Genomic DNA, 15,604 nt, shown 5'->3' on the forward strand with positions numbered 1-15,604 from the left:
TCAGAAGCTGCTTCCGCATTTCGGCGAGGCGGGCACGGCAATACTCACGGTAAAACATCTCGACTAGGGTGGACATGATCGAACCCTCGCTTGATCATCACCATTGACGATAGATTTCGACCATTTCAACCGGCGGTAAATATCAACGGCGCCGGAGTAGTTTGTGTCCGACGAACTCGGATGACGACGATGTGGCCGACGAGGCGCGACACAAAATCGGTATCAGAGAACGTCTAGTGCTGCAGGACAGTCTGTCCGCGGATCGTTGAGTTCGATCAATCGCGAGAATCATAGAAGCGGAGCTTACGGGTTCACCCCGCCAAGGATATCTAAACTAGATCCGATAACGGCAATCAGAAATAGAGCCATCACGACCGCCTCCTCTTAAAGGAGATTTTTTGACGCCACGGCCTTCGCAATCACTATAAACCTAATTTCCGGCCGCTAAGTGAACGAGTTCACATCAGCATTGAACTTAGCTGAGCGAGACTAGCAGGCCAATGGCGTAGCTTCTTGGACTCTTGCGCACAGATCAAACAAGTTCGGTGCGCCAACTGCAAAATGCAGATACCGGTGAGTTTGTCGCATTTGATCCCGATGTCCAACAAGGCTGGAGGTCCCCATGTCTATGGACGCAGCCGAATTTGTATCACATCGTTTCTCGACTCGGGAGTTTCCGGAGCGGATGCGAATCCCGCTATGGTGCGAGGACTTTGGGCGAGGCATAGTCCACGCTGATATTGAGCCGCTATCGAACGCACCGTTTCAGGCCTACGCAACGCTGCAAGCGATCCGAGGTTTGCGCAGGCTCGCGCTCAAAGGCTCCCCTATGCGTTTCAAGCGCTTGCAGGCGAGCATCGCTGATGGTGATGACTCGATCGGAGTCATCCTCTGTTCTCCCGGCAAAAGTCAACTATCGCAGCGCTGTCAAGAAATCGAGCTTCACGCCAGCGACGCCATCGCAATTCTGCATTCCGAACCGGTCACCGTCACCTATGTCGACGGATTGCTATTCGGTCTTGCCGTACCGCGCGACGCGCTTGCACAGCGCGTGACGAACGTCGAAAGCCGCGCCATGCGGCCGATTTCTCACCGAAGTGAAGCGCTCCGACTTCTCATGGCTTATCTCAAGTCGGCATTTACTGAGAGCGTTCTGGCCACCCCGATGCTGCGAGATGCGGTCGTGGCTCACATCCACGATCTCCTGGCGCTCGCAATCGGCGAGTGCGCTCCCTTGGGCGAGAGCAGTGCGAGCGCTGTCGTGACTGCGCGCCACGACGCCGCCCTCGATTACATCGAGACACACTTTCAAGAACCAGGGCTCAGCGTCGAGATGGTAGCTCGTTGCCAAGGCATCTCACCTCGCTATCTGCAGCGCCTGATGGCATCATCAGGATCATCGTTCACCGGGCACGTGAATGAGTTACGCCTCCAACGAGCGCTCAAACTGCTGACCGAGCCCAGCGCCAGCGCGCGGCTGATTTCCGATATCGCCCTAGAGGTCGGCTTCTCGGATGTTTCGCATTTCAATCGCTTGTTCCGAGCTCGCTTCGGCGATTCGCCGCGTGGCGTTCGTTGCGCCCGAAGGGATCCCAGCTGATCCATCTGCCCCAGATTGGCGCGTGCGCGTGACGGTCACCAATGAAGGCCGCCAATTCGTTCGCAGCTTTTGCGCCGCACGATACTGCAGGCTGTCCTCGCCCCGGCAAAGCTGGCTGCTCTCGGGCGCGTCAATGCCCCAGAGCCGGATGCGCGCTCCGTGGATTTCAAGAGTGTCGCCGTCGATGATGCTGGCTTGGCCGATTAGGTCAACAGTGAAAGCTGCGCTCGTACACGCCACGAGCGACAACAAGGCGGCGGCGCAATATCGGAAGGCCGCTAGGCACAAATCCAAATGATCACCAGCGTTATCGGCAGGCTGATACCTAATGTGCCACCAATCATCAACGCGAACGCAGAAAGCAAATTCCCATCAGGCTTTGCTGCTCGGTCGGACATAGCCCGTTACTCCATCGAGCTGCCCCGAGAGGAGGCTGAACGGTTATGGTTAAGGAAAGGTTAATTCGCCTTTTTTCTTAGCGAATGCTGGGGCTTATGCGGCAGCGCGATTTTCCTTATCCTCACCCCGCATCACGATCTTAAGCGTGTTGTCCGGCAATGGCCGCTGCAACGCCTTGGCCTCATCCCACGGCGCGCGCATCCAGACATCGCGTTCCTCATCGGTGGTCAGGATCAGGCCTTCGCATGGATCGACAAGACGACACGTTCGGTGACGTCGTCAGGAAGCCGCAGCAGACGAGTGAGGGCGGCTGCATCTCGCTGCCATAGCGGCAGGTCAGCTAGACTTGTTGCCGAAACACCGCCCCGCACTTATGGGCAGGAACGCCGCCGTCCGTCATAGCCGATGTAAGTCCCGGAAGCCGGATCGTAGGTCTGAAAGTGCTGGCAGCCGTAGCCCCCGCGCGGTTTGTGTTCAACGCGAGCTGATTCGCCTGGTCTAATTGCCGATTTGCTGTTCTCCGTGGCCACGTCCGGTTGACCTGCGGTCTGGGCGGGGTTCACGAAGGCGGCGTAGCTGTTTGCCCAGGCAGGCAAGGAGACACCGGGCCTCTCTTCCACAACGGCAGGTTTCTGTTCCATGGAGCGCCGCGCGTCCGCCAGTTCGGTTGCAAGCGCTTCGGCCCTGTCGTGCTCCTGCTGCAGAGACTGCCACAGTACCGCCGTCGCGCTGTCGACCGCTTGGCTGAACTGGTGCGCCTCGCCGTTGGGCACCGACAGCAGTTTCCCGACGTACCGCCATGCCTTCACAAGTTCTTTTTCGAGCGCCTCAGCCCTGGCGTGCTCTTGCTGCAGAGACTGCCGCAGTTCCGCTGTCGCGCTGTCGACCGCCTGCTTGAGCTGCGCCGCCTCGTCGCCCTTCGAGAATGGCGTCTGTTGCGCCATGACCGGCGGGACGATCGTGATGAGCTTAGATAACTCCTGCTGAGTGGCGTATCGTGCCACATAGGCGACGACGTCGGCGTTGAGACAGAACCCGATGAGTGCCGCCGCGACGAGGGTTCGGGCGATCCAGGAAATTGCAAATCCCCGCCGCGCGTGTGACGCCTCGAGGATGACGACGTTTGGTGCGGTCTTAATCGTATGGCGCATGTAAACCACCGCCGGGTTATCAGGCCATTGCTTCTTCACTTCGCCGGAAGCCTAACCCCACCCGTTGTGCGCCTCAAGTTTGGTGTTACTCCTCGGTGATAGCTCCGGTTGCGCGGCGATGCGCCGCCCCGAGCGGGAGAGGCAAGCCGCTACCGATTGCGGTGGACAACGTGCCGGACACAACGGAGGCCCCCGCGTTGACGCGCTCGCGTCGAGGTCGATGATGGGACGCTTGGTCCACTGCGGATGCGTTTCCCAGGATGGCTGATGGGCACGCAGTGCCGGGTGCGTTATTTTCGAGTTCCAATCGTACAGAGATAGTCGCGCGGCATGGCTAACCCGACCGGCGAGCGGTGCTTCTCATGCATCGCGATGAAGTCTCGCTGAAGTGCCGTGCGCCTTTCAGGGTCGAGCGACGCAGCCAGCGTTTTTGTTGGACCATAGCCAGTCACAAATATGTCCCATACCGTTTGGCCGCTCGGCATGCGGAGTACCGTGGTGCCAGGTTCAAAGGCCAGATCGAATGTATCGCCAAGCAATTCCCGAACGCGGCCTTCCCGGCCCCACGCGAATGGCGAAGGAGGAGGATTGTCAGGCGGTGGCGGCATGTATGGCCGCATTGTCTGGAATATTTCTTCAACCGCGCTGCCAGGCAGCCAAGTGACCAACCCCAGTCGCCCGCCCTTGCGCGTGACACGTGCCAACTCGGCAGCTGCAGCCTCGGGGCGCGAGACAAACATGACACCGAACGTCGAAGTCACACAGTCAAAGCTTTGATCCGGAAATTCCAGCGCTTCGGCATCGCCGACCTTGAAGTCGATCTCCGGTGCAATCAGTTTCGCCGCCTCGATAACGCCTTCACCAATATCGATACCAGTCACCTTTGCGCCTCGATTAGATAACCGCCGCGCAGTCCAGCCCGTGCCTGTCGCAACGTCAAGGATGCGCTCTCCCGGTTGCGGCCAGATTCGATTCACGACGTGATCAATGGCGTCTGCTATACTTTGGCTCACGGTATCGTAGGACGCGCCGCCGGAACCCCAAGTCGCGGCGGGTTTGAGGTTATGAGCAAGAATTTGCGCCATGAAATTTACTCCTCGATCTCGATGGAATAATCAGCTCAGTCGCTTGAGCCCGGCGTGATGAGAACATTGGCACGCAAGACGAACCTCAACCACAGTTTACAAATCGGTTGCGGCACAATGTCTCAGTTCAAGGTAGACCGCCTAGCGCGATGATGAGCGCGCGTCCGAAACAGATGCATGTCCTCTGCAACTGCAACCACGGATTTTCTCGCGCCAGATAATCTCGATAGGTTCGGCCGCACGGTCCCCGCGCTTTTCGTCGCCCTCCATAGGACCCTCGACCATCCTGTCGTGTCCGTGCGATGCACGACGTGGAAGCTATCGCGTCCTGCGAGGACATCAGTTTTGACGCATCCGCTAAATTGGGTCTGGATCGCTGCTACATGCCAAATTGATTATAGCTGCGCACGCGCGCGTCATTGGTTGTGAGGGGTTCAAATCATGACGAAGCACTTTTCGAGGCCATCATGACTGATGTGCTCGTAGTCCTAGTATCTGTAGTGATGATCACGATTGCAGTGACATTTTTGGGCGATCCCATTCGGGCCCGCATCGCTGCTTCTATCCCAACCCCATTCGATCTTGCGATGGTCAAGACACTCGCAACCGCTGAACCGAGCAAACTGAGTCTTCCGCGCGCGCAACCGAGTTGCCGGCTTCGTTCCGCTCCTCTGCAATGGAACGTAGACTGGCTTTTCCGGCCGCCCGCAGCTCGCGGATGATGTGGGCTTGCTAAAGAAGCAAGCCGTCTCGGTTGGCGGCCTTTAGGCACGACGCTTTCTTCACCTTTTGAGGAGTGACGCCAGTCGTATCGGCTGTGGATCACACATGCGCATCCTGAACGTTGCTCACGCAAATTCTTCGTGCCCTTGCGGCATTTCGCGCATCATAGCAACCTCGATGCGAACCGTGTCGGCATCGAAAGCCTGACGGGAAATTCCTCATCATTTTCTTGAGGTCCCTACCTCCATTTGTAATCCACCTCACACCTGCAGCGAAGCTGCGGTCCGATATTGTCTCAGTCTTGGCGTCATTCGAGGAATTTACAGATTTCGTTCGGGCGCTCAGTCGTTCTTGCGTGGTTGGGCACTGAAACGGGAGGCCGGCATGCCAACGTCATCTCCCCTTGTGCGATGGTCGACTGAGATGCTGCCGGAGCGAACAAGGTTCTCCACGTTCCGTGAAGAGTTTACGCGGCTGAACCTCGCCTTGGACGTGATAGATCACAGCGGCGGCCGCCCGCGTATCAATGTCACCTACTTGCCGCTCGGCCCGGTTGGCGTTTGTAGCATTGTCACCACGCCGGTGGAGTTTATCCGTCACAAACGCCACCTCAAGGATAGCCGTGACCAATTCGGACTTAACATCGTCGAAGCTGGCCCGGTCCAATTTGCAAATGCTGGCCAAGAACATGTCTATGATGCCGGCGCCGCTTGTTTGGTTGACCGGGGAAGGCTGCTGCGAGTATTTGGGTCGCGTGGCGCCAGCGTCAAATTCGTGACCGTGCCGGCTGCCGCCCTTAGGTCGCTGGTTGCACAGCCGGAAGATCTATCAGGTCGGCCGGTGCGTCCTGGACCGGCGCTTCGCCTGCTCCACCTCTACCTGCAATCGCTCGCATCCTTCAAAGAACCTCCGTCATCAAAACTCGCCTCCACCGTCGGCACACATCTCCTCGATCTTGTGGCCGCGACGCTCGGGCCGACCGTCGAAGCTGCAAACCTCGTTACGGAGCGTGGTGTGAAGGCCGCCAAGCTGCAGGCGATCCTGGCGGAGGTCGCGCAACGCTTCGGCGATCCCAATGTCGATCTGAACAATGTTGCTGGAGCGCTCGGTATGTCGCGGCGATACGTGCAAAAGTTGCTCGAAGAGACCGGAAAGTCGTTCACCGAGCACCTTGCAGCGTGTCGGCTTGAGCGTGCCTTCGCGATGTTGACTGACCCGCACCATCTGCATTTGGCCATCATCGATATCGCGTTTGCAGTCGGCTTTGGTGATGTTTCTCATTTCAATCGCTCGTTCCGCCGACACTTCGGCGAGACGCCATCAGGCGTGCGCGCCGCATCGATGGTGCGGCAGAAGTCATCCTGCGCCTCCTCACAATGCGCGGGCGAAGGCCGCTGAAAACGCGGACAGTTCGACCTCGCGGGACGGCAGGCAGCGCGCACCGGGCTACAGGGCTGAAAGAGTTCCTTCACCTTGATCTATGGAATACGCGAACTGGCCATAACCGGGACCGCATCGCGTTGAAGAATGAGACCGTCGCTGCTGGGGGCCAAACGGAGACAATCCGATGAACACTCGGACACTTGGTGCAGCGCTCGTGGGAGCAACTCTGTTCGGCCTTACCGCTGCGCAGGCCGCGCCGAAGCCCAAGGCGAAACAGGCGGGCGCGGTCACGGTCACGGTCACCGTGACGAACTCGCGCAAAGCGGATCTAGTCCAGCTGGAGGCGGCCAAGTCCGGGTCGCCAGACTGGAAGGAAGTACTCGGCCCGCTGAAATCCGGCAAGCAAGCGTCGGCTAAACTGCCACAGGCCAGCGATTGCCGCTTCGATCTGCGCGGGACGTTCGACGACGGCCAGTCGACGGATGCCTCCGGCATCAACGTCTGCGCCGATAAGACGCTCAACCTGACCGATTGACACAGGCTCTTTTATCGCGCTCCGCATCAGCACGACGTGGCAGACGGCAGGCGCAAGTGGCTCCGGAGAGAAGAGCACGTCTTTGGTGCTCTCGAGATCAGCCACTATCGACCGAAAGAGCGTCCGAACAGCGTGCGCATCGTCCATCCAAAGAATGACGAGGAAGCCTGGTGGCCGCTTTTCGATGAGACCGGCTCGACCTTGTTCCCGGAGCTGATGGCCGAGCTGAATGAAATCAAGCAGACGACCGTGTCCGGCCTGGTCTTTCGACGCGACCATTCGCACCGGAGGTCACCTACCCCGCTGCCATGGATCACAGCCAAGCAGGATCTTCGCTACCTGCGCGGGGTCGTGAAAAAGATCGTTCACGCTGCCGATCTTCGGGAAGAACTGTCCTTTACATCATTCCGCCACGGCGGGTTCACCGAGGGCGTTGACAGCGATCTGACGGACGCTGAGCTCAGGGCCGCGGGCCGCCATCGCTCATCGCGGCAGTTGCCGACCTATGCAAAGCGCACACGGAAACAGCTAATTTCCGGCACGAAGAAACGGCGTGAAGAAAAGTACAAAGACAGCCGGTTTGTCGGAATAGCCATGACCCGTCTGTCGGAATGACGACCGTGACAAACCCCTAAGCTATTGAAAAGCTTGGTGGGCGCACCACGGCTCGAACCTGGGAATCGGCAGCCGGACAACCACAAAGCATCGCACGGCGCTTCTGTTCCCTGCTCGATCTCACGACAACGATTAGGCGAATCCTTCATGCGCTAGGCGAACGAAAGAGAGCCCGTCCAGCCCATCGTAGTTGCAGACACCACTTTTCAGCAAGGATTCGATTGCCGTCGGGTCGGGGATGCGTGCTACCGATTTGCTACGAGACCGTTCGCGAGTTTTCTCGCGCAGCCTAACTGCCTGATACTACGATGGAATCGTGGTAGCGGGAGAGGGACTCGAACCCCCGACCCCAGGATTATGATTCCCGTGCTCTAACCAGCTGAGCTACCCCGCCACAGGGTCGCGAGCGGCGGAACGGCCGATCTCGCGAACGCGCGGCATATAAGGAAGGGGGCGGCGGGCTGTCAATCCGCCTTCGCTAAAGCTTTGGCGGGACAAGGCCGTTTGTGCCGAATTTGGCACCAGAATCTGCGGTTTTTCGGCACCGGACTCGTGGGGAGTCCCCCTCACCCGGATCGCACCTTCGATGCGCTCCGGCCTCTCCCCGCAAGCGGGAGGGGCGAAGGAAGAATCAGCCTATTTCGGCCTGACCGTCGGGTCGCCGCCGGGGCTGCCGGGGGGCGGGATGACCGGCATGGCACCGTCCGTAGAGGGGGCCGGAGCGTGCATGTCGGGGTCGACGCCGGAGGGCGGGCAGAGCACGCCGTCGGATTTGGCCAGTTTGTCGCCGAGCGGTTCCCGGGACTGGCCGGTGGTGGTGCCGTCGGGCGTGGTGGCGCGGTTCGGGCGGTCCTGCGGCATGCAATTGGCGGCGTGCTGGGCCGACGGCGGCGCGGTCGCTTGCGGCGGCGTTGCAGGTCGCGGCGGGGCCTGCGCGATCGCGGCGCCTGAGGCGGCGATCAGGAGGCTGGCCAGGATGATGTTTGATGTCGTGCGCATGGGAAGGAAACGTCTCCGGCCATGCGGAGGTTCCGGCCGACGCACGGCGAATTGAAGCGCGGGAAGTTGGCTGGCGGTTTCCTCGCGGCCGATCCTTCGAGACGCCTTGCGCGGCAACAGTGCTGGCCGACGGCGCGATCCCGGCAAATCGCTCTCACGATTTGACGTAGCGGATCAGCGAGAAGTGCCCCATCGGCGGCATCGGACGGCGCTCGGCGAGCGTGACGCCGCGGTGCCTGGCGGCCCAGTTGACGAGGCGGTCCCACGGGAATTCCGGGCGCCAGCCGAGGCGGCGGGCGATGGGCGCGAAGGCGAGCTCGAACAGCTTGCGCGGGCCGCTCTCGGCGCCGATGTGGTTGACCAGGATCAGCTCGCCGCCGGGCTTGAGCACGCGTACGAACTCGTCGAGCGTACCTTCGGGATCGGGCACGGCGGTGATGACATATTGCGCGACCACCGCATCGAAAAAGTTTTCGGGGAAGGCGAGATTCTTCGCGTCCATCACCGAGAGCACTTCGACATTGCTAAGCCGCAGCGCGCGCACGCGCGCCTGCGCCTTGCGCAGCATCGGCTCGGAGATGTCGACGCCGCAAATCTTCGTGGTGCGCGAATAATCGGAGAGTGAAAGCCCGGTGCCGACGCCGACGTCGAGGATGCGGCCGCCGATCCGGTCGGCCTCGGCGATGGTCGACTGCCGTCCGGCGTCAAAAACCTTGCCGAACACGAGATCGTAGACCGGCGCCCAGCGGCCATAGGCCTTCTCGACCCCGGCCCGCGAGATGTCTGCTGCCATGCCCCCTGCCCCGGAAATTTTCTAGCCGCGTACCGCTTCCACCAGCGGCCTCGCAGTGCTCGTTGCGACTTTCGCGGCGGCGCTCTGGATGAAGCCGCCGCCGAGCACGCGCGCCTGGCCCGAAGGCGCGTCGTAGAACACGCAGGCCTGGCCGGGCGAGACGCCCTCCTCGCCGGCGACGAGCTCGACTTCGTAATGGCCATTGCCGCCGCGCAGCCAGGCCGGCTGCGGGCTGCGGGTCGAGCGGACGCGCACGAACATCTCGAGGCCGGCGCCGATGGCGCGGTCGATGTCGCCGTCGCCGATCCAGTTGACGTCGCGCAGCACGATGCGGTGCATCTTCAGCGCATCGCGCGGGCCGACGACGACGCGGCGGCCCGGAGCATCCAGCCGCACCACGAACAGCGGCGCGTGAGCGGCGATGCCGAGGCCGCGGCGCTGGCCGACGGTGAAATTGGCGATGCCGTTGTGCCGGCCGAGCACGCGTCCCTCGAGATCGACGATGTCGCCGGGGTCCATCGCGTTCGGACGCAGGCGGGTGATGATGTCGGTGTAGCGGCCGGTCGGCACGAAGCAGATGTCCTGGCTGTCGTGCTTGTCGGCAACCGCAAGACCGAAGCGGCGCGCGAGCTCGCGCGTCTCGGGCTTGGTCATGTCACCGAGCGGGAAGCGCAGGAAGTCGAGCTGCTCCTGCGTGGTCGCGAACAGGAAGTAGCTCTGGTCGCGGTCGCTGTCGGCCGCGCAGACCAGCGCGCGCGAGCCGTCGTCGCGGCGGCGCGAGGCGACGTAATGGCCGGTGGCGAGCGCCTGCGCGCCGAGCTCGCGCGCGGTCTTCAGGAGGTCGCGGAACTTGACCGAGCGGTTGCACTCGATGCACGGCACCGGCGTCTCGCCGAGCGCGTAAGAGTCGGCGAAATTGTCGATGACGGACTCGCGAAAGCGATCCTCGTAGTCGAGCACGTAATGGGGGATGCCGAGCTTGGCGGCGACGTCGCGGGCGTCGTGGATGTCCTGGCCGGCGCAGCAGGCGCCCTTGCGATGGGTCGCCGCGCCATGGTCGTAGAGCTGCAGCGTGATGCCGACGACGTCATAGCCCTCGGCCTTGAGCAGCGCAGCCGTCGTCGAGGAATCGACGCCGCCCGACATGGCAACGACGACCCTGGTGTCCTCAGGACGGCCTTCGAGATCCAGACTGTTCAGCATGGGCCTTAAAGCGTTGTGACGGCGGCGTTCGCGATCCGCGATGACTTGGACATTTCGGCTTCCGGCGGGACATCGACGCTCCCCGGGAACTTTGGTTCCCCCGGGGGCACGACTGCCCGGTCGAAAGCGGCTGAGAGCAGCTCTTTAATATAGGCCGCATTCCGGTGAAGCAATCACGCGGGCGGCCGCTTAGGGCAATTCTTGCCGGGGAGGCAGAAATGGTGGGGCTTTGGCGCCCCTCGCGGCGAGGGCGAAAATCACACAAGATTTTGATTTTACTTGATAAAGAAGCTCTTCAGGAAGCTGGCCCGCTCCTTGCTACCCCTATGCCGAAGATGTTGCCAAGAGGTTTTCCGTGGTCGGTCGGGCGTCAGACGTAGCAGCCAGCGTGCAAGTCCAGAGCGCGCCGCAAAAGCCTGCCCGGTCGCAGAGCTCCAAAGACACGTCCACCAACGACTCCTTCGGCTCGCTGGTCGACAGCAACACCCAGGCGATCAGCAACAACGCGCCGTCGCAGGACACCGCGCCGCGGCGGACCGAGTCGTCGTCATCCGCCCCGGACAAGGGCCCGCGCGATACCGCCGCGACCGACCAGCCCTCGCAGAGCAAGGCGAACGACGACACCGACACATCGGCCCCCACCGCGAGCGACGCGACGGCCGATCCGGCCAAGCCGACCAAGGACAAGTCCGAGGCCTCCGACGCCAAATCGTCGGATAAATCCGACAACACCAAGGGCGACAAGACCGACGGCACCGTTGCCGCCACCGCCGATGCCGCCGTGCAGCCCGACGCAGCGCAGGTCGCTATGCCCGATCCGAACGCCATAGTGGTGGCCCAGCCCGTGGTGCCGGTCGATCCGAACGCAGCCGCGAGCCAGGCCGGCGACGCCGCCGCCTCGCCGCTGACGATTGCGGCCGCCGGCATCGCCGCCAGCGCCTCGACCGCGGCGCAGATCGCAGGCGGCAAGACCGACACCGCCACGGCGAGCGACAAGGGCGCCAAGACCGCGGGTGCCAAGGTCGATGCCGACACCACGACGACGCTGGGCGATGCCGCCACCGGCACGACCGACGGCACCGCGACCGATGCCAAGACCAATGGCGGCTTGGTCACCGCCGTGGACCAGGGCACGCCGAAGCCTTCGTTCAAGGCCGTCGCGACCGCGCAACGCGAGAGCGACGTCTCCAATATCGGCCAGGACGCGGGCAAGGCGAACGCCACGCAAACCGCGGCGACGACCGCGCATGCGCAAGCCGCCAAGCCGCAGGCCGAGGCGAACCCGACCGACGCGAAGGCCGGCGCCTCCGACCGCTCCGATGCGACGCCGGTGACGGCAACCACGCACGCGCATGCGGGCACGCAGGCCGCAGTGCCCACGACCGACACCGGCGCGCAGGCCGCCTCCGCCATCCAGGCGCCGCTGACCAATACGACGTCGGCCGCCACCGCATCGACTGCGACGCTCACCGCGACCGCGGCAAATTCCACACCCGTGCCGATCAGCGGCGTGCCGGTCGAGATCGCGGCGGCCGCGCGGGCCGGCAAGACGCGCTTCGACATCAGCCTCGATCCGATCGACCTCGGCCGCATCGACGTCCGCATCAATGTCGACCGCAACGGCCAGGTCACCTCGCATCTCACCGTCGAGAAGCCGGAGACGCTGCAGATGCTGCGGCAGGACGCACCGCAATTGCAGCGCGCGCTCGACGATGCCGGCCTCAAGACCGGCAGCAACGGGCTGTCCTTCAGCCTGCGCGACCAGAATTCATCGGGCCAGAATTCCGGCCAGAACAACGACAATGGCGGCAATGCCCGCCGGCTGATCATCAGCGAAGACGACACCGTTGCTGCGGCGCCCGTCGGGCGCGGCTACGGCCGCATGCTCGGATCGAGCAGCGGCGTCGACATCAGAGTGTGAGGAGTATTCGAACATGACCACCACGAATGCCGCCACCGCCCCGACGCCCGTCTCCGGGACCACCGACGTCCCGAAGTCGTCCTCGTCGAACTCGCTGAGCTCGAACACGGGCGCGACGCTCGCCGGCAACTTCCAGACCTTCCTGACGCTGCTGACGACGCAGCTGCAGAACCAGAACCCGCTCGATCCGCTCGACACCAACCAGTTCACCCAGCAGCTCGTGCAGTTCGCCGGCGTCGAGCAGCAGCTCAAGACCAACGATTCACTGTCCCAGCTCGTCACCCTGCAACAGACCACGCAGGCGACTCAGGCACTGGGCTTCGTCGGCAAGACCGCGCTGGTCGACGGCTCGACCGCGACCATGACGAACTCGTCGGCGACCTGGCATCTCAACGTGCCGACCGACTCGACCGTGGACATCACCGTTGCCAATTCCACCGGCCAGACGGTGTTCACCGGTAAATATACCGCCGCTGCCGGCACCGACATTCCCTTCACCTGGAGCGGAATGGGCAATGACGGCACGCAATGGCCGGACGGCAAGTACACGATCACGGCGACGGGTAAGGACGTGGCGAACAACAATGTCGGCATCGCCGCGCAGGTGCAGGGCGTGGTGTCGTCCGTCGACCTGACCCAGTCGCCGCCGCTGCTCACCATCGACGGCGCCAGCTACACCCTGAGCCAGGTGAAGAGCATCATCGCCACCAGCAGCAACTAAAGGCGCGCGCCTCGCCACACACGAGATGTGATCCCCGCCTAGTGCGCAACTGCGCACGGCGCGGGGATCCATCACCACAGGACGTCGTTTTCGCGTGAGACCGTAACCCCGAGTCGTCGTCAAACTACTCACTGGGGTTATGGGTCCCGGGCTCGCGCTACGCGCGCCCCGGGACGACAGTTGGGGCTTCGCCGGCTCCATTCGTTAGTAAAGTATTTACGAAGACCCTGCTCGGACGGCTCGGATCATGGTGTCCAGCCCTCCGGGCCGGCTGTGTTCCAGCCATTTTCAACGAGAATTGTATTGAAGCCTTAGGCTTAGCGGATTTTTAAGCCCGCACGCGTAGGGTTACGGCGTGAGTTCAGTGGTTGAGAGTTTGTGAGTACGCCATGACAGAACCCCATCGCCCGAGGGTAAAATACGTCATCGGGCCGGACGGCAGTCCGCTGACGATCGCAGATCTGCCCGCACCCGGCACCAAACGCTGGGTCATCCGCCGCAAGGCCGAAGTCGTCGCCGCTGTGCGTGGCGGACTTCTCTCCCTCGAGGAGGCCTGCAGCCGTTATACCCTGACGGTCGACGAATTCCTCTCCTGGCAGTTTTCCATCGACCAGCACGGTCTGGCGGGTCTTCGCACCACCCGCATCCAGCAATATCGCCAGTAAGCGATCCGGAAATCTGCAGCTTTTGACGAAAATCGGCCTCGCACCGCGAGGCCGATTTTTTTCATGTTTCCTTTTGGCGCGACTTTTGTCCCAGCTCTTAACCTTCGTTAACCATATCGAAACCATCACCTAGGCAATAATTGCCCAGTCGACCGCTCGGTTGCGGGTCGAAGCTTCGGGGCGGTTGCTTGCAAGGTCTTGCGGACTTTTTGAAGGGTATCGGCGCCGCCCGGTTCGGGGCGATGATCGCGGTCACCGCCGCGCTCATCGGCTTCTTCGCGTTCGTCATCATGCGCGTGACCACGCCGCAGATGACGACGCTGTTCACCGACCTCTCGGTCGAGGATTCTTCGGGCATTATCAAGGATTTGGAGCGACAGGGCATCCAGTTCGAGCTGCGCAATGAAGGCAGCATCATCATGGTGCCCAAGGACAAGGTCACCCGCCTGCGGATGAAGCTCGCCGAGGGCGGCCTGCCAAAGGGCGGCGGCGTCGGCTACGAAGTGTTCGACAAGTCGGATGCGCTCGGCACCACCTCTTTCGTCCAGAACATCAATCATCTCCGCGCACTCGAAGGCGAGCTCGCCCGCACCATCCGCGCCATCGACCGCATCCAGGCCGCCCGCGTCCACCTCGTGCTGCCCGAGCGCCCGCTGTTCTCGCGCGAGGCGCCGGAGCCGTCGGCCTCGATCGTGGTGCGGGTCCGCGGCTCGCTCGAGGCCCAGCAGATCCGTGCCATCCGTCACCTCGTCGCCTCCGCCGTCAACGGGCTGAAGCCGCAGCGGGTCTCGATCGTCGACGAGGCCGGCTCGTTGCTCGCCGACGGCGCCGCGACCGATCCGGAGCAGGCGGTCGGCGACGAGCGCCGCACCGCCTTCGAGAAGCGGATGCGCAAGCAGGTCGAGGACATCGTCTCCTCCGTGGTCGGCTCCGGCCGCGCCCGCGTCCAGCTCTCCGCCGATTTCGACTTCAACAAGATCACCCAGACCTCGGACAAGTTCGATCCCGAGGGCCGCGTGCTGCGCTCGAGCCAGACCCGGGAAGAGAGCAGCCTCACCGCCGACAACAACGGCCAGGTCACCGTCAACAACGAGCTGCCCGGCAACCAGCAGAACAGCGGTCCGACGGCGAAGGACCAGAGCAAGAAGACCGAAGAGACCAACAATTACGAGATCTCCCGCACCACCAAGACCGAGGTGACCGAGGCCGGCCGGGTCAACCGCATCTCGGTCGCGGTGCTGGTCGACGGCATCTATTCCAAGAACGACAAGGGCGAGCTCGCCTACACGGACCGCACCAAGGAACAGCTCGACCGCATCGCCACCCTGGTGCGCTCGGCGATCGGCTTCGACCAGAAGCGCGGCGACCAGGTCGAGGTCGTCAACCTGCGCTTTGCCGACGCCCCCTCCACCGCCCCGATCGCCGAGCCCTCCGGTTTCCTTGGCATGCTCCAGTTCACCAAGGACGACGTCATGTACTTCGTCGAGCTCGGCGTGATGATGCTGCTCGGCCTGGTCGTGCTGTTCCTGGTGATCCGGCCGCTGGTCAAGCGCATCCTCGCCTCCGAGGAGGTCGCCGCCGCGATCTCCGGCGCCCTCGCCGGCCCCGCCGCTTCGGAGGAGGCAGCGCCTGCCGGGCAGGCGCTGCTGCCGGGCGGCGCCGCGAGCGCGATCGACGTCGCCACCATTCAGGGCCAGGTCCATGCCCAGTCCGTTCATCGCGTCGGCGAGCTCGCCGAGCGCAACCCCAACGAAACCGTCGCCATCATCCGCCAATGGCTGACCGAACCCGCGAAATAATCGAGAAGTGAA

General features: G+C 62.6%; 13 protein-coding genes and 1 tRNA gene. 8 read left to right on the forward strand and 6 right to left on the reverse strand.

From position 1 onward, the window contains the following. The first annotated feature begins 622 nt into the window (after positions 1–622). Complete coding sequence (locus AB7245_RS37455; protein WP_085399136.1) at positions 623–1,600, forward strand: AraC family transcriptional regulator; 978 nt, start codon at positions 623–625, stop codon at positions 1,598–1,600. Between the two features lie 770 nt (positions 1,601–2,370). Here AB7245_RS37455 and AB7245_RS37460 read toward each other — a convergent pair. Then, positions 2,371–3,189 (reverse strand): BA14K family protein, encoded by an 819-nt coding sequence (locus AB7245_RS37460; RefSeq protein ID WP_161495760.1) that lies wholly within the window; start codon positions 3,187–3,189, stop codon positions 2,371–2,373. A 251-nt stretch (positions 3,190–3,440) separates the two neighbouring features. Beyond that, on the reverse strand, positions 3,441–4,235 hold the full coding sequence (locus AB7245_RS37465) for a class I SAM-dependent methyltransferase (RefSeq protein ID WP_014493350.1): 795 nt from the start codon (positions 4,233–4,235) through the stop codon (positions 3,441–3,443). Positions 4,236–5,342: 1,107 nt separating this feature from the next. On the opposite strand from AB7245_RS37465, the gene AB7245_RS37470 reads away from it, so the two are divergent. From AB7245_RS37470 to AB7245_RS37480, 3 genes are all read left to right on the forward strand, one after another. Further along, entirely contained in the window at positions 5,343–6,356 is a 1,014-nt protein-coding gene (locus tag AB7245_RS37470; protein ID WP_081369135.1) for a helix-turn-helix transcriptional regulator, read from the forward strand. Positions 6,357–6,525: 169 nt separating this feature from the next. After that, entirely contained in the window at positions 6,526–6,876 is a 351-nt protein-coding gene (locus tag AB7245_RS37475) for a hypothetical protein (protein WP_144030629.1), read from the forward strand. A gap of 36 nt (positions 6,877–6,912) precedes the next feature. Next, positions 6,913–7,491, forward strand: a complete 579-nt coding sequence (locus AB7245_RS37480; RefSeq protein WP_085399140.1) for a hypothetical protein — start codon at positions 6,913–6,915, stop codon at positions 7,489–7,491. 317 nt (positions 7,492–7,808) lie between these two features. Here the strand turns inward: AB7245_RS37480 and AB7245_RS37485 are convergent. The 4 genes from AB7245_RS37485 to mnmA form a co-directional block, all read right to left on the reverse strand. Then, positions 7,809–7,885, reverse strand: a tRNA-Met gene (locus tag AB7245_RS37485). 242 nt (positions 7,886–8,127) lie between these two features. Continuing rightward, entirely contained in the window at positions 8,128–8,490 is a 363-nt protein-coding gene (locus AB7245_RS37490) for a hypothetical protein (RefSeq protein ID WP_085399141.1), read from the reverse strand. A gap of 154 nt (positions 8,491–8,644) precedes the next feature. Continuing rightward, the gene (locus AB7245_RS37495) at positions 8,645–9,283 is read right to left on the reverse strand and encodes a class I SAM-dependent methyltransferase (protein ID WP_063981205.1); all 639 of its coding nucleotides are present in this window, start codon (positions 9,281–9,283) and stop codon (positions 8,645–8,647) included. Between the two features lie 21 nt (positions 9,284–9,304). Further along, positions 9,305–10,486 carry a tRNA 2-thiouridine(34) synthase MnmA gene (mnmA, locus tag AB7245_RS37500; protein WP_085399142.1) on the reverse strand — a complete coding sequence of 394 codons (1,182 nt, stop codon included), beginning with the start codon at positions 10,484–10,486 and terminating at the stop codon, positions 9,305–9,307. 355 nt (positions 10,487–10,841) lie between these two features. Between mnmA and AB7245_RS37505 the strand changes: the two genes are divergently transcribed. The 4 genes from AB7245_RS37505 to fliF all read left to right on the forward strand — a co-directional run bounded on the left by AB7245_RS37505 (position 10,842) and on the right by fliF (position 15,592). Then, positions 10,842–12,407 carry a flagellar hook-length control protein FliK gene (locus AB7245_RS37505; protein WP_439035541.1) on the forward strand — a complete coding sequence of 522 codons (1,566 nt, stop codon included), beginning with the start codon at positions 10,842–10,844 and terminating at the stop codon, positions 12,405–12,407. A 13-nt stretch (positions 12,408–12,420) separates the two neighbouring features. Continuing rightward, positions 12,421–13,128 carry a flagellar hook assembly protein FlgD gene (locus AB7245_RS37510; RefSeq protein ID WP_085399144.1) on the forward strand — a complete coding sequence of 236 codons (708 nt, stop codon included), beginning with the start codon at positions 12,421–12,423 and terminating at the stop codon, positions 13,126–13,128. A 389-nt stretch (positions 13,129–13,517) separates the two neighbouring features. Further along, positions 13,518–13,793: a CtrA inhibitor SciP gene (gene sciP / locus AB7245_RS37515; RefSeq protein WP_002714638.1), complete on the forward strand. Its 276-nt coding sequence runs from the start codon at positions 13,518–13,520 to the stop codon at positions 13,791–13,793. Between the two features lie 188 nt (positions 13,794–13,981). Beyond that, positions 13,982–15,592, forward strand: a complete 1,611-nt coding sequence (fliF, locus tag AB7245_RS37520) for a flagellar basal-body MS-ring/collar protein FliF (protein ID WP_028153249.1) — start codon at positions 13,982–13,984, stop codon at positions 15,590–15,592. The last annotated feature ends 12 nt before the right edge of the window (positions 15,593–15,604 follow it).

Origin of the sequence: Bradyrhizobium sp. 604_D8_N2_3 (assembly GCF_051810765.1) — a bacterium.
In the GTDB taxonomy this organism is placed as follows: Bacteria; Pseudomonadota; Alphaproteobacteria; order Rhizobiales; family Xanthobacteraceae; genus Bradyrhizobium; species Bradyrhizobium barranii.

Bases quoted from the DNA above. Each gene is read 5' to 3' on its own strand.
- AB7245_RS37490 (WP_085399141.1), bottom strand. From the start codon at position 8,490: ATGCGCACGACATCAAACATCATCCTGGCCAGCCTCCTGATCGCCGCC.
- AB7245_RS37510 (WP_085399144.1), top strand. From the start codon at position 12,421: ATGACCACCACGAATGCCGCCACCGCCCCGACGCCCGTCTCCGGGACC.
- AB7245_RS37475 (WP_144030629.1), top strand. From the start codon at position 6,526: ATGAACACTCGGACACTTGGTGCAGCGCTCGTGGGAGCAACTCTGTTC.
- AB7245_RS37465 (WP_014493350.1), bottom strand. From the start codon at position 4,235: ATGGCGCAAATTCTTGCTCATAACCTCAAACCCGCCGCGACTTGGGGT.
- AB7245_RS37455 (WP_085399136.1), top strand. From the start codon at position 623: ATGTCTATGGACGCAGCCGAATTTGTATCACATCGTTTCTCGACTCGG.
- sciP (WP_002714638.1), top strand. From the start codon at position 13,518: ATGACAGAACCCCATCGCCCGAGGGTAAAATACGTCATCGGGCCGGAC.
- AB7245_RS37495 (WP_063981205.1), bottom strand. From the start codon at position 9,283: ATGGCAGCAGACATCTCGCGGGCCGGGGTCGAGAAGGCCTATGGCCGC.
- mnmA (WP_085399142.1), bottom strand. From the start codon at position 10,486: ATGCTGAACAGTCTGGATCTCGAAGGCCGTCCTGAGGACACCAGGGTC.
- AB7245_RS37470 (WP_081369135.1), top strand. From the start codon at position 5,343: ATGCCAACGTCATCTCCCCTTGTGCGATGGTCGACTGAGATGCTGCCG.